The following is a 19,607-nucleotide window of genomic DNA, read 5'->3' as shown; positions in this document are numbered from 1 at the left end:
CGTCTGCCTTAGGAGCTCGCAACGCCCATGCCGTGGATCAACAACCTGAAACTGATGCCGAAGCTGCTGCTGACCTTCGGCGTCCTCCTGCTGGTGATGCTGCTGCAGGGCATCGTCGCCTATCGCGGCCTGCATTCGCTGAACAACGTCACCACCGAGCTGGCCGGTTCACGCATGGAAAGCATCCGCCTCGCCGGCGAGATGCGCGGCATGCTGGGCGAGTACCGCAATGCCGCCTACCAGCAGTTGATCCGCGCCAGCGATGACGTCAAGTCCGATGCGCGCAAGCAGGCCGTCGACCTGCGCACCAGCATGGACAAGTCGATCAAGGACTATCCGAAGCTGGTCGATAACGCACAACAGAAGAAGCTGTTCGACACCTTCGCCAAGGAATGGAAGGATGCCCTGGCTTCCTATGACAGCGTCACCGAAATGCTGGAACTGGACCTGCCGGACGACGCCATCGATACCTTCGTCGGCGAAACCCGTACCAAGCACCGCAAGGCTGCATCGGCGCTGGAAGCGCTGATCGCCGAAGACAACCGCCTCGCCCGCGCCTCGCGCGAAGAGGCCGCTTCCACCTATTCCGCCTCGGCCGTGCTGACCGTGATCGCCCTGCTGGGCGGCGCCGCGCTCGGCCTGGTGCTGGTGTGGCTGTTCGCACGCGCACTGGTCGGCAGCGTGCGTGGCGCCGTCTCGGTCGCCAACGACGTCGCCGGTGGCAAGCTCGATGGCCATATCGACGTCAGCCGCCAGGACGAAGTGGGCGAACTGATGCAGGCCATGCAGCGCATGCAGCGCGACCTGCGCGAGCGCATCGAAACCGACCAGGCCGTCGCCCGCGAGAACCTGCGCATCCGCACCGCGCTGGACTACAGCTCGACCGGCGTGTACCTGACCGACACCAGCAACACCATCGTCTACAGCAACCGCGCCCTGCAGCAGACCCTGAGCCAGTACCAGGACGAAGTGCGCCGCGACCTGCCGGACTTCGACGCCCAGGCCTCGCTGATCGGCAAGCCGGTCACCGTGCTCGAGCACCGTGGCGAGATGGACCAGACCCTGCTGGGCAACCTGAAGGCGCACGGTGTCGCGCGTCGCCCGATGCAGTACGGCGATGCCCAGTTCGCCCAGGTGGTGTCGACCATCCGCAATGAAGGCGGCGACACCGTCGGCTACGTGGTGGAATGGCGCGACCGTACCCAGGAAGCGCAGGTTGAAGCGGAAGTGGCCCGCGTGATCGCCCAGGCCGCCGCCGGCGACCTGTCCGGCCGCATTGACGCCACCGACAAGGAAGGCTTCTTCCTGCAGCTGGCGCAGCAGATCAACGGCCTGCTGGACGCCAACGCCGGCAGCATCGAGCAGATCTCTGGCCTGCTTGCGGCACTGTCGCAGGGCGACCTGACCGTGCGCATGCACGGCGACTACCAGGGCGTGTTCGCGCGCATGCGTGACGATGCCAACGCCACCGCCGCGCAGCTGAGCGAGATCGTCACCCGCATCAAGCAATCCAGCCGCGCGATCAGTTCGGCCGCCGGCGAGATCGCCTCGGGCAACAGCGACCTGTCGCGCCGTACCGAGCAGCAGGCCGCCAACCTGGAGGAAACCGCGGCCTCGATGGAGGAACTGACCTCCACCGTGCGCCAGAACGCCGAACACGCCCGCCAGGCCAACCAGCTCGCCATCGGCGCCCATGGCGTCGCCTCGCAGGGTGGCGAGGTCGTCGGCCAGGTGGTCACCACCATGTCCGCCATCGAAGCCTCGTCGAAGAAGATCGCCGAGATCATCAGCGTCATCGACGGCATTGCGTTCCAGACCAACATCCTGGCACTGAACGCCGCCGTGGAAGCCGCGCGTGCCGGTGAACAGGGCCGCGGCTTCGCCGTGGTTGCCAGCGAAGTGCGCACCCTCGCCCAGCGCTCGGCCGCCGCCGCCAAGGAGATCAAGGGCCTGATCGACGACTCGGTCGGCAAGGTCAACGATGGCTCGGCGCTGGTGCACAGGGCCGGCGCCACCATGGGCGAGATTGTCGCCTCGGTGCAGCGCGTGACCGACATCATGGCCGAAATCTCCGCGGCCTCGCAGGAACAGAGCGCCGGCATCGAGCAGGTCAACCAGACCGTGGTGCAGATGGACGAGACCACCCAGCAGAACGCTGCGCTGGTGGAGGAAGCCACTGCTGCCGCGCGTGCGATGGAAGAACAGGCCGGTCACCTCAGCGAGGCCGTGTCGATCTTCGTGGTGGACGAAGCCGATACCGTGGTTGCCCCGCCGCGCACCGCTGCCCCGGCCCCGCGTCCGGCTGCACCGGCAGCACCGGCTCCGGCTGCCCCTCCCGCCCGACGCACGGCGGGTGGTCGCCCGATGGCCACCGAACTGGCCGATGGGGACTGGCAGGAATTCTGATGCCTGCCTGACCTGATCTGCGAGAACGCCCTGGCCCTGTGCTGGGGCGTTTTCGTTTACGGGGTATCGGGTATCCAGCCAACGGCGAAGCCCCTCGGGGTGGGTCGCGAAGCGCTGCGGATTTCCTTCGTTTGGGCCGAGAGGGTGGGTTGCGCAGGGGACGCCGTTAACCCGTCCTTGGGGGCTTGGCCGCGGCATCCATGCCGCGGACACCCCTGCGCAACCCACCCTCCCGGCCACGGACACTTCCCGTGCGCGTCCACCCCGGATTGAAGAAAGAAGAGCAAGAGCAAGGGCAACAGCCGCCTTGCTACCGGGGTCAGATCCGTTTTCCGCAGGAAAACGAATCTGACCCCTCTTTCCACTTGGAAACCCAACGCTCTTGCCGTCCGCCGAAGTGAAGCGCTGGCGGGCCTGGGCCGGGGTGGGCAGGCAGGACCGTTGGCGCCATGGGCCCGAGGCATGCCTCGGGCGGGTTGGGCAGGACGCCCAACCCCGGTCTTGCCGCGTGCGCAGGACTGCGCACACGAGCAAGGCGCCATCGAGCCCCCAAGGGTGAGGGCGCTTTGCTTGCGAAGCACTGCTTCGCAAGCGGCCGAACGCCCAGCCGCCAGCGGCTGGGCCGGACCCCGGAGGGGGGTTTACGGCGTGTCCTGCCTGCCCACCCCGGCCCAGCCACTTACTGACAATCCAGCGCCGACCAGCCGCTGTTGCTGTTGCTGTTGCTTCAAAACCAGCCTGCCGCAGGCAGCGCCGCAGCCGCCGCTGCAGGAAAAACCTGAATACGTTCCGACACCGCACCTCAATCCCCCGCCTCCGCGGCCGATAACGGGGTTGTCACGGCGTATCCCGCCGCTGACCGGCACGGCGCCGCCCGCCCGCTTCGACCTGGTCCTGCTCGATGAATCTCCTGCATCGCTGGCAACACTACTTCCGCAATCTTTCCGTCCGGCGCAAGCTCAACCTGCTGACGCTGCTCATCGCGCTCGGCGTGATCGCGCTCTCGGTGATCGCCGCCCGCATGCAGTACCTGGATCTCACCGAGACCCGCAAGACCGCACTGAAGACCCAGGTCGAACTGAGCTACGGCATCCTCCAGCACTACCACCGCCTGGCCGGTACCGGCGAACTCAGCGAAGAGGCTGCCAAGCGCGCCGCGCTGCAGGCACTGGAAGTGATGCGTGCAGAGAACGATACCTACTATTTCAACGTCTACGACACCGGCTACCGGCTGCTGATGCACCCGTTCCGCAAGGACCTGGTCGGCAAGGACATGAAGGACTTCCGCACCGACGATGGTGTGCGCATCTACTACGACCAGGTCGAAGCGGCCAAGGCCGGTGGTGGCTTCGTCAATTATCGCTGGGCGAAGCCGGGCAGCAAGGGCGACGTCGAGAAGGTTGCCTACGCCGGACTGTTCGCGCCGTGGAACTGGGTGGTCAGCAGTGGCGTCTACATGGACGACGTGCAGAAGCAGGCGCTGGTGTTCACCGCCATCATGGCCGTTGCCGGCGGCGTGCTGGTGCTGATCGTGCTGGCCCTGAGCTGGGTCATCGGCAACCGCATCGCGGTACCGCTGAAGCAGGCCACAGCCGTCGCCGAAGGCATCGCCGCCGGCAAGCTCGACAGCCACATCGGCCCGCAGCCGCACGATGAAACCGGCCGCCTGCTGGACGCCATGGCCGGCATGCAGCAGCAGTTGCATGCGGTCATCACCGGCCAGCGCGAAATGGCCCGCCGCCACGACGGTGGCGAACTCAGCTACCGCATCGACGCCAGCGCCTTCCCCGGCGAATACGGGCTGATGGTGCAGGAAACCAACGCCCTGGTGGGTAGCCACGTGCAGACCCTGCACGATGTGCTGGACGTGGTGCAGCAGTACGCGGTCGGTGACCTGAGCCGCGACATCGCCCGCTACCCGGGCGAGAAGGCGGCGATGACCACCACCGTCGACACCGTCAAGGCCAACCTCGGCCGCATCAACGCCGAGATCAAGCAGTTGGCCAGCGCCGCTGCTGCCGGCGACTTCAGCCGCCGTGGCGATGCGCAGCGCTTCGACCACGATTTCCGCCTGATGCTGGAAAACCTCAACGCGATGATGGCGGTCAGCGATGACAACCTCGGCAAGCTCTCGCAGCTGCTGTCGGCCATCGCCGAAGGTGACTTGACCGCGCGCATGCACGGCGACTACCAGGGCGTGTTCGCCCGCATGCGCGACGATGCCAACGCCACGGTCGCGCAGCTGACCCAGATCGTCGGCCAGATCCAGGCCAGCGCCTCCAGCATCACCCTGGCCGCCGGCGAGATCGCCTCGGGCAACAGCGACCTGTCGCGCCGGACCGAGCAGCAGGCCGCCAACCTGGAGGAAACCGCGGCCTCGATGGAGGAACTGACCTCCACCGTGCGCCAGAACGCCGAGCACGCTCGCCAGGCCAACCAGCTGGCCATCGGCGCCCATGGCGTCGCCTCGCAGGGTGGCGAGGTCGTCGGCCAGGTGGTCACCACCATGTCCGCCATCGAAGCCTCGTCGAAGAAGATTGCCGAGATCATCTCGGTGATCGACGGCATCGCGTTCCAGACCAACATCCTGGCACTGAACGCCGCCGTGGAAGCCGCGCGTGCCGGTGAACAGGGCCGCGGCTTCGCCGTGGTTGCCAGCGAAGTGCGCACCCTCGCCCAGCGCTCGGCCGCCGCCGCCAAGGAGATCAAGGGCCTGATCGACGACTCGGTCGGCAAGGTTGCCGAGGGCTCCAGCCTGGTCCACCAGGCCGGCAGCACCATGGGCGAGATCGTCGCCTCGGTGCAGCGTGTGACCGACATCATGGCCGAGATCTCTGCGGCCTCGCAGGAACAGAGCGCCGGCATCGAGCAGGTCAACCAGACCGTGGTGCAGATGGACGAGACCACCCAGCAGAACGCCGCACTGGTGGAGGAAGCCACCGCCGCCGCACGTGCGATGGAGGAACAGGCGGCGCAGCTGGCCGATGCCGTGGCGATCTTCCGCCTCGACAACCAGGTCTCCGCCGCAGTGAAGGCTGTCGCCGAACGCGTGGAACCGGCGTGCATCACCACCGTGGCACGTCCGCAGCCGACCAGCACCCCCGCGCCGGTACGTCGTAGCAGCAACGCCGGCACCTTCGTCGCCAGCGACAGCGACTGGCAGGAATTCTGAGACCCACCCGTGGCGGCTTCGGCCGCCGCCCCCGCCGACGGACACGTCTCCCGTGCAAAGTCCTACTCCCATCGTTACCGGCCCACGCGAATTCGAGTTCGCCGACCGTGATTTCCGCCGCGTCTGCGACCTGATCTACCAGCGCGTGGGCATTGCGCTTGCGCCGGCAAAGCGCGACATGGTCTATGGCCGCCTGTCGCGCCGCCTGCGCACGCTGGGCATGCGCAGCTTCCAGCAGTACCTGGACCATCTGGAACAGGAAGACGGCGACGAGTGGCAGGCGTTCACCAACGCCCTGACCACCAACCTGACCTCGTTCTTCCGCGAACCGCACCACTTCGACAAGCTGCGCGAAGAACTGCAGCAGCGCTCCAGCCGCACGCCGTTGCTGCTGTGGTCGTGCGCGGCGTCCACCGGCGAAGAGCCCTATTCGATGGCGATCACCGCGTGCGAGGCCTTTGGCACCCTGAAGCCGCCGGTGCGCATCATTGCCACCGACGTCGATACCCAGGTGCTGGCCACCGCCGGCCGCGGCGTCTACAACATCGATCGCGTCGCCAGCCTCGATCCGGACCTGCGCCGCCGCTACTTCCAGCGTGGCAGCGGCCCCAACGAGGGCCAGTGCCGCGTACTGCCTGCGCTGCGCGAGCTGATCGAATTCCGCCCGTTGAACCTGCTCGCCCCGCGCTACGACGTCGGTGGCCCGTTCGACGCACTGTTCTGCCGCAACGTGATGATCTACTTCGACAAGCCGACCCAGCGCGCGATCCTCGGCCGTCTGGTGCAGCACCTGGCCGATGACGGCCTGCTCTACACCGGCCATTCGGAGAACTATCTGCACGCCGCCGACCTGATCCAGCCCTGCGGCCGCACCCTGTACCGCCGTGCGGCGAAGGCCGGCGCATGAATGCTTCACTGCGTACCGACGATGTGATGCGCTACCAGGATGCGCGCTTCCAGACCATCGCCGCCAAGCTGCTGCCCACCCAGTACCTGGTGGTCGATGACACCACCGCGCTGACCACCACGCTGGGCTCGTGCGTAGCCGCCTGCCTGCGCGACCCGGTGCTGAAGATCGGCGGCATGAACCACTTCCTGCTGCCCGAGGGCAACGCCGGTGACGGCGCGCCCGCGCGCTACGGCAGCTACGCGATGGAACTGCTGATCAACGACATGCTCAAGCGTGGTGCCCACCGCAAGCGCATCGAGGCCAAGGTGTTCGGTGGCGCCAACGTGCTGAAGGGCTTCACCAGCAACCCGGTTGGCACCCGCAACGCCGAGTTTGTCCGCCAGTACCTTCAGGCCGAGCACATTCCGATCATTGCCGAGGACCTGTGCGGCATCCATCCGCGCAAGATCTGGTTCTTCGCCGATACCGGCCGCGTGGTGGTGCAGCGCCTGCCGCATGCGCATGAGGCCGAGGTGGCCGCCACCGAATCGGCGGTGCGTGCGCGCCTGTCCAAGGCGCCGGTCACCGGTGGCGTGGAGCTGTTCGAATGACCTTCACCGGCAACGCCCCCTGCCGGGTCCTGATCGTCGACGACTCCGCCGTCGTGCGGCAGATGCTTACGGAAATCCTGTCCAGCGACCCGGCCATCGACGTGGTCGGCACTGCGGCTGACCCGCTGTTGGCGCGCGAGAAGATCAAGCGCCTGCTCCCGGACGTGATCACCCTTGACGTGGAAATGCCGCGCATGGACGGGCTGGCGTTCCTGGAAAACCTGATGCGCCTGCATCCGCTGCCGGTGGTGATGATTTCCTCGCTGACCGAGCGAGGCGCCGACACCACCCTGCAGGCACTGGCGCTGGGCGCCGTGGATTTCGTCTCCAAGCCCAAGCTGGACGTGGCCCGTGGCCTGCAGGGCTATGCCGAGGAGATCATCGCCAAGGTCAAGATGGCGGCGCGCTCGCGCGTGCGCCCGCTGGTGCGTGCCAGCGCCCCCAAGCTCACGCTGGACGCAGCGCCGGCGATGCGTGCTGCCTCGCCGCAGTTCCGCACCACCGACCGCCTGATCGCGATCGGCTCGTCAGCCGGTGGCACCGAAGCGCTGCGCGTGGTGCTGGAAGGCATGCCTGCCGATGCACCCGCCGTGGTGATGACCCAGCACCTGCCGGCCAGCTTCAGCAGCGCCTTCGCCGAGCGACTGGACCGCCACTCGGCAATGGCCGTGCGCGAGGCCAGCGACGGCGAAGCAGTACTGCCCGGCCACGCCTACCTGCCACCCGGCGGCAAGCACCTGCGCATCATCCGCGACGGTGCGCGCTGGCGCTGCCGCATCGACGACGGCCCGGCGGTGAACCGGCACAAGCCCGCGGTGGACGTGCTGTTCCGCTCGGTCGCGCAGAGCGCCGGTGGCAATGCCATCGGTGCCATCCTCACCGGCATGGGTGACGACGGCGCGCGCGGCCTGCTGGAAATGCGCCAGGCCGGCGCCCCAACGCTGGTGCAGGACGAAGCGACCAGCGTGGTCTGGGGCATGCCCGGTGCCGCGTTCAAGCTGGGCGCTGCCGAGGAACAGGTGCCGCTGGAGCGGGTCGCCGAGCGGTTGCTCGCCCTCGCCCGCGGCTGACAGGCCCCTGTAGAGCGGAGCCCACGCTCGGCTCCGCTCCCTGCTGGACACCTCCAAGAGACGTCAGGCTCCATTGCCGATCCGCCGCCAGCACTTTCGACCATTGATGTTTCAACGACGCTGATCGAGGTTTGATCCTGCCGCAAGCCATGCGCGCCAAACGGGAGGCCCGCAGGACACCGACTTGGAGCGCGGCTGGAGCGGGTCGTATAGTCAGGTATCGCACAGCAATGGAACGCCGATGAACGTTACCCCGCAAGGCCGCGCTGCTCGGGTACACAGGGTGGGAAGTCCGGGTAACGGACAATACCCGCTGCGCAACCTGTCGCATTTGCCCGGATGTGGCGCCGTCGTTCGTGATGAGACCGCATGTTCCAAGGATCAAGGACAATCCTGCAGCGACATGGACCGCTCATGCTGAAAATTCTCCCGACACTCGCTCACGGTGCGTTGATCGCCTCGATCACATTGGCCATCCCGGGCTGCAGCAAGGAACGCACGTACCCGGTCTATCGCGAGAATCCTGCGCCCAAGGATGCGCTGCCGATTGTGATTCGGGTCCACGATGCACCCGTGGTTGTCCCCGTTCCTTCGGTCTTCGTCACGTATGAGATAGACCCACTCTGTCTCCCTCCGGTCAACAATTGGGAGGGGGTGCAGTACGAGCCGAACCAGCACAAGGTTGAGGTTCAGGCACAGCGCCTCAGTGCAACTGAATTCAGCAGTGCTGTTTTCAACGACGGTATGGAAGTTGCCGACTATTACGGTCGTGGCCCGTGCACTTGGACACCCGTGCTTGTGGAAGCTTCATTCGCCTTCATCATTGATGGTCGCCCAATCCGAGCGTCCGTCGCAGCACTATTCACGGAAATCGAGGGCGGGAGAACCTTCACTGCTTACGTAAAGCGCGCATTGCCGCCCTTGACCACAGGACAGTCGACAGAGCGGACGCCAACCGAGCCTTCAAGTTGGTACGAAAAGATGCCCCCAGAGAAGCGCGAGGAATACTTTCCAATCGAAGTCTCCACACGGATTGAAGGAGCATCGCAATGAATCCTAGAGAAAGCGCGGCGCTTTCGGACGATGTCTATAAGGACCCGCTTCCGCCCGTCAGTTCCGACATCACCGTCGGCGGAACAAAGTATGAGGTCCTCGCTTGTCGTGACTCTGGGAGCGGATATCAGGGTATTGTCTACCTCAACATCAATACAAAGGAAGTCATCGTCGCCCATCGCGGTACCGAGTTTGATCGTCAGCCCATGCTTGATGGCGGCATCGACGCCGCGAAGGTCACCGCCAGAGTCAACGCGCAACTGACTGACGCGCTGGCGCTGACAAAGCAAGCCCTCAGGCTGGCCGAAGAAAGGGGAGCCGGGCCAGTACACGTCACCGGCCACTCCCTCGGCGGCACGCTCGCGCAGATCACTGCACACCACTACAACCTCCCCGGCGACGCGTTCAATCCCTACGGTGCCGCCGGGCTGGCATATCGCCTTCCTGAAGGCCAGCCAGCCAACGCGGCACCCTTCACCAACCATGTGATGGCAGGCGACCTGGTCAGTGCCGGCGGTCCCCATTACGGCAAGGTCGAGATGTATGCGCTGCCCAGGGAACTGGAGATCCTGCGCAACGCCGAGCACGGCCAGCGCATCGCCTCGATCGGAACACCCGGGATGAAGAGCGGCCATGTCATGTCCGCCGCGGTGGCGGTCCAGTTGGGCGATTCCCATCGATTGGTTCATTTCCTTGATCGCATGACCGACAAGGGTCCGGTGCAATCTGTACTGGACAACCCACAGGCGCGGGTCACGGATCCTGAGGACCTGCGCCGGATTGCCGACTACCGCAGTGATGTTCATCAACTGCGTGCGGGTGCGACCGTGCTTGTCGGCGGCGGGCCCGGTCTGCTGCGCGACGGTATCAATTTCCTGCGCGGTGTCGAGGAAGCCGGTGCATACGCCCGCCGCGAGGCTGAAGCGGAGCAGCGGGCCCAGAATGCGCTCAAGCCGGGGGAGCAACTGATCCAGAATGCAACCGGCAAGGGCTCGCCCTCTCTCAGCAATCCCGCTTTCTCTCCCAAGAACCCTTTACAGGAGAGCATTGAATCAACCTTGGACAAGGCAGGCCTGGATCCCAGGAAGGAAGGCCATCCAGACCATGCGCTCTACCGGCAGATTCGCGATGGTGTATCCACCGTGGATGCCAGGCACGGGCGCAGCTTCGATGAAACCAGTGAGCGCGTGACGGCCGGCCTGCTTGCGGCGGCCAAGGGCAGCGGCCTGGAACACGTCGATCATGTTGTACTGGGCAATTCACCCAGCGATGGCTCAGCCTCTCGCATGTTCGTTGTGCAGGGAGCGCTCGACAATCCAGCACACCTGCGGGCGTCGGTTCCAATCAGTGAGGCCGTCAATACGCCCGTAGAACAGTCGCTCGCCAAGGCCGAGCAGATTTCGCAGGCACAGCAGGTCGCCCAGCAGGACCTCGCCCAGGAGCAGGCCCTCACCGCGAGGCGGATGGGCTAGGCCAGCTGGCCGGGCACAATGAAAAACCCGGCTCTCACCGGGGGTTTTTCATTTCAACGGGATGCCGGCCAGCGGCCGGCACTACCATGCGTCGTCCGCTCACAAAAAACCCCCGGCGCGAGCCGGGGGTTTTCCGTTACCGCATCAGGCAGCGACCGTGCTGGCCACGTCCTGGTATTCCTCGATCTGGTCGAAGTTCATGTAGCGGTAGATCTCCGCACCATTGGCGTTGATCACGCCGATGTCCGCCATGTACTCCTCCTTGGTCGGGATGCGGCCCAGACGCGAGCAGATCGCCGCCAGTTCCGCCGAACCCAGGTACACGTTGGTGTTGCGGCCCAGACGGTTCGGGAAGTTGCGGGTCGAGGTCGACATCGCGGTGGAACCTTCGCGGATCTGCGCCTGGTTGCCCATGCACAGCGAGCAGCCCGGCATTTCCATACGAGCGCCGGTAGCACCGAAGGTGCCGTACACGCCTTCCTTGGTCAGTTCCGAGGCGTCCATCTTGGTTGGCGGGGCCACCCACAGGCGGGTCGGCAGGTCACGCTTGCCTTCCAGCAGCTTGGCAGCGGCGCGGAAGTGGCCGATGTTGGTCATGCACGAACCGATGAACACCTCGTCGATCTTGGCACCGGCCACTTCGGACAGGGTCTTCACGTCGTCCGGGTCGTTCGGGCAGGCCACGATCGGCTCGTGGATGTCGGCCAGGTCGATCTCGATGACGGCGGCGTACTCGGCGTCCGCATCCGGCTCCAGCAGCTGCGGGTTGGCCAGCCACGCTTCCATCTTCTCGATGCGACGCTGCAGCGAGCGCGGATCCTGGTAACCCTCGGCAATCATCCACTTCAGCAGGGTGATGTTGCTGGTCAGGTACTCGATGATCGGTTCCTTGTTCAGGCGCACCGAGCAACCGGCCGCCGAACGCTCGGCCGAGGCGTCGGACAGTTCGAACGCCTGTTCGACCTTCAGATCCGGCAGGCCTTCGATTTCCAGGATACGGCCGGAGAAGATGTTCTTCTTGCCCGCCTTGGCCACGGTCAGCAGGCCCGACTTGATCGCGTACAGCGGGATCGCATTGACCAGGTCACGCAGGGTCACGCCCGGCTGCATCTTGCCCTTGAAGCGCACCAGCACCGACTCCGGCATGTCCAGCGGCATCACGCCGGTGGCAGCGGCGAAGGCGACTAGGCCCGAGCCGGCCGGGAACGAAATACCCACCGGGAAACGGGTGTGCGAATCACCACCGGTACCGACGGTGTCCGGCAGCAGCATGCGGTTGAGCCAGCTGTGGATCACGCCGTCGCCCGGGCGCAGCGAAACGCCGCCACGGGTGGAGATGAACTCCGGCAGGGTGTGGTGGGTCTTCACGTCCACCGGCTTCGGGTAAGCGGCAGTGTGGCAGAACGACTGCATCACCAGGTCGGCCGAGAAGCCCAGGCAGGCCAAGTCCTTCAGCTCGTCACGGGTCATCGGGCCGGTAGTGTCCTGCGAGCCGACCGAGGTCATCTTCGGTTCGCAGTAGGTGCCCGGGCGCATGCCCTGGCCTTCCGGCAGGCCACAGGCGCGGCCGACCATCTTCTGCGCCAGCGAGAAGCCCTTGCCGGTATCGGCCGGCTGCACCGGCAGGCGGAACAGGTCGGTCGGGGCCAGGCCCAGCGCTTCGCGCGCCTTGCCGGTCAGGCCACGACCGATGATCAGCGGGATGCGGCCACCGGCACGCACTTCGTCGAACAGCACGTCGGACTTGACCTGGAACTCGGCGATCACTTCGCCGTTCTTCAGCGCCTTGCCTTCGTACGGACGCAGCTCGATGACATCGCCGTGCTCCATCTTCGACACGTCCAGCTCGATCGGCAGCGCGCCGGCATCTTCCATGGTGTTGTAGAAGATCGGGGCGATCTTGCCGCCCAGGCACACGCCACCGGCGCGCTTGTTCGGGATGTACGGAATGTCATCGCCGGTCCACCACAGCACGCTGTTGGTGGCCGACTTGCGCGAGGAACCGGTGCCGACCACGTCGCCGACGTAGGCGACCAGGTGGCCCTTGTCCTTCAGTGACAGGATCTGCTGGATCGGGCCGCGCTTGCCGTCTTCTTCCGGGGTGAACGGCGCGTCGTCGCGCTTGTTCTTCAGCATCGCCAGGGCGTGCATCGGAATGTCCGGGCGGGTGGTCGCGTCCGGTGCCGGCGACAGGTCATCGGTGTTGGTTTCGCCCGGCACCTTGAACACGGTGACGGTCAGGCTCTGCGGCACTTCCGGGTTGCTGGTGAACCACTCGGCCTCGGCCCAGCTCTGCAACACGGCCTGGGCGTTGGCGTTGCCGGCCTTGGCCTTCTCCTGCACGTCATGGAACGCATCGAACACCAGCAGGGTCTTCTTCAGGCCGTTGGCAGCGATGGTGCCGACGCTGGCGTCGTCCAGCAGCTGCACCAGCGGGGCCACGTTGTAACCGCCAAGCATGGTGCCCAGCAGTTCGGTGGCGCGCTCGCGGCTGATCAGCGGGTTCTGCTCGCTGCCCAGGGCGATCGCCGCCAGGTACGACGCCTTGACCTTGGCTGCGTCATCGACGCCGGCCGGCACGCGGTGGGTCAGCAGGTCGAGCAGGAACTCGGCCTCGCCCTGCGGCGGGTTCTTCAGCAGTTCGATGACATCGGCCGTCTGCTGCGCGCTCAGCGGCAGCGGCGGGATGCCAAGCGCAGCGCGCTCGGCGACGTGGTGGCGGTAGGCTTCCAACATGACAACTCCCGGGTAATGCGTAGGTTGAAAAATCAAAAGTGGGCTCAGGCGTGCGGCACGATCAGCTTCAGGCCCTTGAAGTAGTCGCGGTAAAACGTGTCGTTCCAGGTGATCAGGCCATCGCACTGCAGCAGTGCGTGGGCGCCGACCATGAATTCGTCCAGGCTGCGACGGCTGCCGCCGCGCTGACGGTGACGGCGGTGCATCTCGCCGGCGCGCAGCGCCGACTTGGCCTCCATCGGGTTGAAGTGCACGCCCATCTCTTCCAGTGCTTCGAGCACTTCGGCACCACCGCGCAGCGATGCGCACACTTCGGCGAGGGTTGCGCCACAGACCACCACGCGGCCACCGACCAGGCTCTGCCGGAGGATGGCTTCCACGGCATCGGCCTGCGGGCCATTGCTGAGCAGCTCGACCAGTACCGGTGAATCGACGGCGATCATCACGGCTTATTCCTCGTCGCGCACCGCGCGTACTGCCGCATCGGACGACTCGAAGCCGTCCAGCGCGAACTTGCCGCGCGCCCGTGAAATGGCATCGTCAACACTCTTGCGCAGGATGATGCGGCTGCCGTCCAGCTCGACCTTCAGCAGCGTGCCCTTGGTCAGGCCGAGGGCATCACGCACCGCCTTGGGCAGGGTGATCTGTCCGCGCTCTGCAACAGTGGCTTCCATCGGTAGGCCCTCCAGAGTATGCACAAATTATACATACTTCTCCGGGCATACTTCCACCCTGAACCGGACCGGCGACCCGCCAGCCCTTGCCACGCAAAGGATCGGCCACAAACGTGACATACGCCATACACCCTCCCCTGTAGTCTGGAACCGATGCCGCAGGCCGGACCCGGCCCCGGGTGAACCGATTCAGTTTCGGGTTCATACTGGAACCTCCGGGCCACCAGACCCGCGGCGACCGCAAGCAGGTGCGTCCGTGCATGCACCACTGCAAGCCATCCGCAAGAAGGAGTTACCCCGCATGAGCGATTCGTTCTCCACCCGCAGCCAGCTGAACGTCGGTGGCAAGACCTACGACTACTTCAGCCTGCCCACGCTGGGCCAGCGCTTCGATATCTCCCACCTGCCCTACTCGATGAAGATCCTGCTGGAGAACCTGCTCCGGCACGAGGACGGCGGCATCACTGTCGGCAAGGACCACATCGAAGCCGTGGCCCGCTGGAACCCGGCGTCCGAGCCGGACACCGAGATCGCCTTCATGCCGGCGCGCGTGGTCCTGCAGGACTTCACTGGCGTGCCTTGCGTGGTCGACCTGGCCGCGATGCGCGATGCCGTCGTCAAGCTCGGCGGCAAGCCGGAGCAGATCAATCCGCAGATTCCCTCCGAACTGGTCATCGACCACTCGGTGCAGGTCGATGTGTTCGGCAAGCCCGACGCGCTGGACCTCAACGGCAAGATCGAATTCCAGCGCAACCAGGAACGCTACGGCTTCCTGCGCTGGGGCCAGAAGGCCTTCGACAACTTCAAGGTGGTGCCGCCCAACACCGGCATCGTCCACCAGGTGAACCTGGAGAACCTGGCCCGCGTGGTGATGACCGCGCAGAAGGATGGCAAGGACATTGCCTACCCCGACACCGTGTTCGGTACCGACAGCCATACCACCATGATCAACGGCATCGGCGTGCTCGGCTGGGGCGTGGGTGGCATCGAAGCCGAGGCCGCCATGCTCGGCCAGCCATCGTCGATGCTGATTCCGCAGGTCGTCGGCTTCAAGCTGACCGGCAAGCTGCCCGAAGGCGCCACCGCCACCGACCTGGTGCTGACCGTCACCCAGATGCTGCGCAAGCTGGGCGTGGTCGGCAAGTTCGTCGAGTTCTACGGTGACGGCCTGCAGCACCTGCCACTGGCCGACCGCGCCACCATCGGCAACATGGCCCCGGAATACGGCGCCACCTGCGGCATCTTCCCGATCGACGCCGAATCGCTGAACTACCTGCGCCTGTCGGGCCGCAGCGAAGAGCAGATCGATCTGGTCGAGGCCTATGCCAAGGCGCAGGGCCTGTGGCACGAACCGGGCAGCCCGCACGCCCAGTACAGCACCACGCTGGAACTGGACATGGGCACGGTGAAGCCGTCGCTGGCCGGCCCGAAGCGTCCGCAGGACCGCGTCCTGCTGGAAGACGTGCAGAAGAACTACCGCGAAGCGCTGGTCGGCATGACCGCCAACCGTGACAAGCGCAGCGAGGACGTTGCCACCTTCGTCAACGAAGGCGGCGGCGCCGCGGTCGGCAACGAGCAGCTGGCCAAGGGCTTCGCCGACATCGAGATCGAAGGCCGCAAGGTGCGGCTGAAGGATGGCGCGGTGGTGATCGCGGCCATCACCTCGTGCACCAACACCTCCAACCCGGCGGTGATGATCGGTGCCGGCCTGCTGGCCCGCAATGCGGCCGCCAAGGGCCTGAACCGCCAGCCGTGGGTCAAGACCTCGCTCGGCCCGGGCTCGCGCGTGGTCACCGACTACCTGGAAAAGGCCGGTGTGCTGAAGGAGCTGGAGAAGATCGGCTTCTACGTGGTCGGCTACGGCTGCACCACCTGCATCGGCAACTCCGGCCCGCTGCCGACCGAAGTCAGCGCCGGCATCGCCGCCGGCGACCTGGTGGTGACCTCGGTGCTGTCAGGCAACCGCAACTTCGAGGGCCGCGTGCACCCCGAAGTGAAGATGAACTACCTGGCCAGCCCGCCGCTGGTGGTGGCCTATGCCATCGCCGGCACCACCGACATCGACCTGACCACCCAGCCGCTCGGCACCGGCAGCGACGGCCAGCCCGTGTTCCTGCGCGACATCTGGCCGAGCAACAAGGAAATCGGCGACGTCATCGCCGCCACCATTGGCCCGGAGATGTTCAAGCAGAACTACGCCGATGTGTTCAAGGGCGATACCCGCTGGAACACCATCGCCTCGCCGGACGGCAACCTGTACGCGTGGAGCGACGCCTCCACCTACATCAAGAACCCGCCCTACTTCGATGGCATGACCATGCAGACCGGCAGCATCGACGACGTGCACGGCGCACGCGTGATGGGCCTGTTCGGCGACTCGATCACCACCGACCACATTTCCCCGGCCGGCAACATCAAGAAGGACTCGCCGGCAGGCCGCTTCCTGCAGGAGCGCGGCGTGCAGCCGGCCGACTTCAACAGCTACGGCAGCCGTCGCGGCAACGATGACGTAATGGTCCGCGGCACCTTCGCCAACATCCGCATCAAGAACCTGATGTTCGGTGGCGAGGAAGGCGGCAACACCCTGTACTACCCGGCCGGTGGTGGCCAGCCGGAGAAGCTGGCGATCTACGATGCGGCCATGAAGTACAAGGCCGACAAGGTGCCGCTGGTGGTGCTGGCCGGCAAGGAATACGGCACCGGCTCGTCGCGTGACTGGGCGGCCAAGGGCACCCTGCTGCTGGGGGTGAAGGCGGTCATCGCCGAGAGCTTCGAGCGCATCCACCGCTCCAACCTGGTCGGCATGGGCGTGCTGCCGCTGCAGTTCCGCAACGGCGAGAACGCACAGACGCTGGGCCTGGACGGCTCGGAAGTGATCGACATCACCGGCCTGCAGGACGGTGCCAGCAAGCGCGCCACGGTCACCGCCACCAGGGCTGATGGCACGAAGAAGACCTTTGAGGTGTCGGTGATGCTGCTGACCCCGAAGGAAGTCGAGTACTTCCGCCACGGTGGCCTGCTGCAGTACGTGCTGCGCCAGTTGGCCAGCAAGTAACGACAAAGGGCCGGATCCGCACGGATCCGGCCCTTTGCGTTTGCGATGCCCTTGTAGAGCCGAGCCTGCGCTCGGCTGCTTCTGCGCCAACAGCAGCCGAGCATGGCTGGGCTCTACAGAAGCGCTCAGCGGCGCGGCGCATCCGGGTCGGTGCGCAGGGCCTTCAACAGGCCCCACATGTAGAACGCCAGGGTGAACGAGAACGGCAGGCCGCACAGCACCACCGCCGTCTGCATTGCGCTGAAATTGCCGGCCAGCAGCAGCCCGACGCTGGCCACGGTGATACCGACGGCCCAGAACACGCGCAGCCAGATCGGCGCGTCATGGCCATCTTCCACGCCATCGTCAACACGACGGGTGCACAGGTTGGCGATCATCAGCGTGCCCGAGTCGACCGGGGTCAGGAACAGCACGAAGCCGATCACCACCGCAGCACCGGCCACGTACGGCGCCGCAGGCAGGTATTCCAGCAGCTTGAACAAGGTCATCGCTGCATCGTGCTGGGCCACGTCACCCAGGATCGCCTGGCCATGGTTGAGCACCAGGTCAATGGCGGTGTTGCCGAAGATCGACAGCCAGGCCAGGGTGAAGCCGAGCGGGATCAGCAACACGCCCAAGATCACTTCGCGGATGGTGCGGCCGCGCGAGATGCGCGCCACGAAAAGGCCGACGAACGGCGCCCAGGCGATCCACCACGCCCAGTAGAACAGCGTCCACGACCCCATCCACTCGCGGCCCTGGGGGTCGTTGAGGTACATGTCAAAGCTCTTGCGCACGAACGCGCCGAGGTAGTCGCCGGTGTTCTGGATCAGGCCGTCGAACAGGTGCAGGGTCGGGCCGGTGACCAGCACGAACAGCAGCAGGCCGCACAGCAGGCGCACGTTGAGGTTGGACAGCCAGGCAATGCCTTTTTCCACGCCGGCGACCACGCCGATGGTGGCCACCACCATCATCACCAGCACGATCGCCACCAGCACCTGCGGCGTATCCGGGATGTGGAACAGGTAGACCAGGCCGGACTGCACCACCAGCGCGCCGATGCCGAGGTTGGTCACCATCGAGATCAGCGTGGCCAGGATGCCGAAGCCATCGACCATGTCGCCGATGCGGCCATGAATGCGCTCACCGAAGACCGGGTACAACGCAGAGCGCAGCGCCAGCGGCAGGTCCCGGCGATAGGCGAAATAGCCCAGTGCCACGCCGACCAGCGCATACAGCGCCCAGCCATGCAGGCCCCAGTGCAGGAAGGTCAGCACCATCGCCTCGCGGCCGGCGGCCACGGTGCCGCCGGGCTGCCCGGGCGGATTGAGGAAATGATCCAGCGGCTCGTAGGCGCCGTAGTACAGCAGCGCGATGCCGATGCCGGCCGAGAACAGCATCGAGACCCAGGCAACGTAGCCAAAGGCCGGTGATTCCTCGTTGTGGCCCAGGCGGATGCGGCCGTACGGCGAGAACGCCAGCCACAGCACGAAGCCCAGGCACAGCACGATCAGCAGCATGTACCACCAGCCGAACGCGGCCGAGACCTCGGCCTGCGCCCATTGCAGCCAGTGCTCGCTGCCTTCGGGATAGAGCACGGTGAGCAGCCCGAGGATGCCGATCGACACTGAGGAGCTGAGGAAGACAAAACGGTTCAAGCGCAGGGGCGAACGCTTGGGATGAGCCAGGGAAGACATGGGGTCGTCTCATCAAGTCCGAGGGAGCACATGGGCGGGGCCGGACCGGTAAACCGGGCCCATGGCGTGGGGCGCGAGCGCATCCTAGGGTTTATTGATTGAACGTTCAATCAATAAAAAGCATAATGGCGGGCAGCCCGATCCTTCGGGTCGCAATCCGTGGAGAGACAATGCCGAAGAAAGGCGTGGAACCGGTAAGGCGCGAGCAGCTGATCCGGGCCACTTTCCAGACCATCGACGAGATCGGCATGGCCGATGCGACCGTCGCCACCATCGCGAAGAAGGCAGGGCTGTCCAGCGGCATCGTCGCCCACTACTTCGGCGACAAGGACGGCCTGCTCAATGCTGCAATGCGGCAGATCCTGCGTGAGCTGAAGGACGCGGTCGCCCGCTGCCGCGCCGACGCCAGCGACGACCCGCGCGAGCAGCTGCGCGCCATCGTCGACGGCAACTTCGACGACAGCCAGATCAACGGCACCGCGATGCGCGTCTGGCTCACCTTCTGGGCCGCCAGCATGCACCAGCCGGAACTGGCCCGGCTGCAGCGCGCCAACGACCAGCGCCTGTTCTCGAACCTGTGCCACCAGTTCAACCGCCTGCTGCCCCACCCGCAGGCCCGCCTGGCCGCCCGCGGTCTGGCCGCGATGATCGATGGCCTGTGGCTGCGCGGCAGCCTGGTCGGCGGCCAGTTCAACGCCGAGAAGTCCCGGCGCATCGCTTACGGCTACATCGACTTCCAGTTGCAGGCTGTCGCGCTATAAGCGCTTCAGCACCCGCCCCCTTCCAAGGAGTA

General features: G+C 65.8%; 13 protein-coding genes. 9 read left to right on the top strand and 4 right to left on the bottom strand.

What is annotated here, in order from left to right; translation table 11 throughout:
- Positions 1 to 27 precede the first annotated feature (27 nt).
- The 7 genes from ACZ75I_RS09125 to ACZ75I_RS09095 all read left to right on the top strand — a co-directional run bounded on the left by ACZ75I_RS09125 (position 28) and on the right by ACZ75I_RS09095 (position 10,673).
- Positions 28 to 2,406, top strand: a complete 2,379-nt coding sequence (locus ACZ75I_RS09125; RefSeq protein ID WP_472959002.1) for a methyl-accepting chemotaxis protein — start codon at positions 28 to 30, stop codon at positions 2,404 to 2,406.
- 901 nt (positions 2,407 to 3,307) lie between these two features.
- Positions 3,308 to 5,578 carry a methyl-accepting chemotaxis protein gene (locus ACZ75I_RS09120; protein WP_472959001.1) on the top strand — a complete coding sequence of 757 codons (2,271 nt, stop codon included), beginning with the start codon at positions 3,308 to 3,310 and terminating at the stop codon, positions 5,576 to 5,578.
- Between the two features lie 52 nt (positions 5,579 to 5,630).
- On the top strand, positions 5,631 to 6,485 hold the full coding sequence (locus ACZ75I_RS09115; RefSeq protein ID WP_032959442.1) for a CheR family methyltransferase: 855 nt from the start codon (positions 5,631 to 5,633) through the stop codon (positions 6,483 to 6,485).
- Complete coding sequence (cheD, locus tag ACZ75I_RS09110; protein WP_014037083.1) at positions 6,482 to 7,078, top strand: chemoreceptor glutamine deamidase CheD; 597 nt, start codon at positions 6,482 to 6,484, stop codon at positions 7,076 to 7,078. Before ACZ75I_RS09115 ends, cheD begins: the two co-directional genes overlap by 4 nt.
- Positions 7,075 to 8,148, top strand: a complete 1,074-nt coding sequence (locus ACZ75I_RS09105) for a protein-glutamate methylesterase/protein-glutamine glutaminase (RefSeq protein WP_180871122.1) — start codon at positions 7,075 to 7,077, stop codon at positions 8,146 to 8,148. The genes cheD and ACZ75I_RS09105 overlap by 4 nt, the downstream gene beginning before the upstream one ends.
- Before the next feature lie 414 nt (positions 8,149 to 8,562).
- Positions 8,563 to 9,201 carry a hypothetical protein gene (locus tag ACZ75I_RS09100; protein WP_180871125.1) on the top strand — a complete coding sequence of 213 codons (639 nt, stop codon included), beginning with the start codon at positions 8,563 to 8,565 and terminating at the stop codon, positions 9,199 to 9,201.
- Positions 9,198 to 10,673 (top strand): XVIPCD domain-containing protein, encoded by a 1,476-nt coding sequence (locus tag ACZ75I_RS09095; protein WP_180871127.1) that lies wholly within the window; start codon positions 9,198 to 9,200, stop codon positions 10,671 to 10,673. The genes ACZ75I_RS09100 and ACZ75I_RS09095 overlap by 4 nt, the downstream gene beginning before the upstream one ends.
- Positions 10,674 to 10,817: 144 nt before the next feature.
- Here ACZ75I_RS09095 and acnB read toward each other — a convergent pair whose 3' ends face one another.
- From acnB to ACZ75I_RS09080, 3 genes are read right to left on the bottom strand one after another with little or no spacing between them, the layout of a single operon-like run.
- On the bottom strand, positions 10,818 to 13,409 hold the full coding sequence (gene acnB / locus ACZ75I_RS09090) for a bifunctional aconitate hydratase 2/2-methylisocitrate dehydratase (protein ID WP_072168981.1): 2,592 nt from the start codon (positions 13,407 to 13,409) through the stop codon (positions 10,818 to 10,820).
- 44 nt (positions 13,410 to 13,453) lie between these two features.
- A complete protein-coding gene (locus tag ACZ75I_RS09085) occupies positions 13,454 to 13,852 on the bottom strand; it encodes a type II toxin-antitoxin system VapC family toxin (protein ID WP_005416402.1) in 399 nt (132 codons plus the stop codon).
- Positions 13,853 to 13,858: 6 nt separating this feature from the next.
- Positions 13,859 to 14,083, bottom strand: coding sequence for an AbrB/MazE/SpoVT family DNA-binding domain-containing protein (locus ACZ75I_RS09080; protein WP_005409505.1), 225 nt, complete (start codon positions 14,081 to 14,083; stop codon positions 13,859 to 13,861).
- Between the two features lie 301 nt (positions 14,084 to 14,384).
- On the opposite strand from ACZ75I_RS09080, the gene acnA reads away from it, so the two are divergent.
- Positions 14,385 to 17,138: an aconitate hydratase AcnA gene (gene acnA / locus ACZ75I_RS09075; RefSeq protein WP_472959000.1), complete on the top strand. Its 2,754-nt coding sequence runs from the start codon at positions 14,385 to 14,387 to the stop codon at positions 17,136 to 17,138.
- A 125-nt stretch (positions 17,139 to 17,263) separates the two neighbouring features.
- On the opposite strand, the gene ACZ75I_RS09070 is transcribed toward acnA, so the two are convergent.
- Positions 17,264 to 18,814 carry a BCCT family transporter gene (locus tag ACZ75I_RS09070; protein WP_472958999.1) on the bottom strand — a complete coding sequence of 517 codons (1,551 nt, stop codon included), beginning with the start codon at positions 18,812 to 18,814 and terminating at the stop codon, positions 17,264 to 17,266.
- Positions 18,815 to 18,984: 170 nt separating this feature from the next.
- On the opposite strand from ACZ75I_RS09070, the gene betI reads away from it, so the two are divergent.
- Positions 18,985 to 19,575, top strand: a complete 591-nt coding sequence (betI, locus tag ACZ75I_RS09065; protein ID WP_472958998.1) for a transcriptional regulator BetI — start codon at positions 18,985 to 18,987, stop codon at positions 19,573 to 19,575.
- Positions 19,576 to 19,607: the final 32 nt, after the last annotated feature.

Source organism: Stenotrophomonas sp. X (genome assembly GCF_055721025.1).
This window is presented reverse-complemented; position numbering and strand designations above follow the sequence as displayed.

Coding starts and splice junctions, on each gene's coding strand:
- ACZ75I_RS09125 (WP_472959002.1), top strand. CDS start 28: ATGCCGTGGATCAACAACCTGAAACTGATGCCGAAGCTGCTGCTGACC.
- ACZ75I_RS09120 (WP_472959001.1), top strand. CDS start 3,308: ATGAATCTCCTGCATCGCTGGCAACACTACTTCCGCAATCTTTCCGTC.
- cheD (WP_014037083.1), top strand. CDS start 6,482: ATGAATGCTTCACTGCGTACCGACGATGTGATGCGCTACCAGGATGCG.
- ACZ75I_RS09105 (WP_180871122.1), top strand. CDS start 7,075: ATGACCTTCACCGGCAACGCCCCCTGCCGGGTCCTGATCGTCGACGAC.
- ACZ75I_RS09100 (WP_180871125.1), top strand. CDS start 8,563: ATGCTGAAAATTCTCCCGACACTCGCTCACGGTGCGTTGATCGCCTCG.
- ACZ75I_RS09095 (WP_180871127.1), top strand. CDS start 9,198: ATGAATCCTAGAGAAAGCGCGGCGCTTTCGGACGATGTCTATAAGGAC.
- acnB (WP_072168981.1), bottom strand. CDS start 13,409: ATGTTGGAAGCCTACCGCCACCACGTCGCCGAGCGCGCTGCGCTTGGC.
- ACZ75I_RS09085 (WP_005416402.1), bottom strand. CDS start 13,852: ATGATCGCCGTCGATTCACCGGTACTGGTCGAGCTGCTCAGCAATGGC.
- ACZ75I_RS09080 (WP_005409505.1), bottom strand. CDS start 14,083: ATGGAAGCCACTGTTGCAGAGCGCGGACAGATCACCCTGCCCAAGGCG.
- acnA (WP_472959000.1), top strand. CDS start 14,385: ATGAGCGATTCGTTCTCCACCCGCAGCCAGCTGAACGTCGGTGGCAAG.
- ACZ75I_RS09070 (WP_472958999.1), bottom strand. CDS start 18,814: ATGTCTTCCCTGGCTCATCCCAAGCGTTCGCCCCTGCGCTTGAACCGT.
- betI (WP_472958998.1), top strand. CDS start 18,985: ATGCCGAAGAAAGGCGTGGAACCGGTAAGGCGCGAGCAGCTGATCCGG.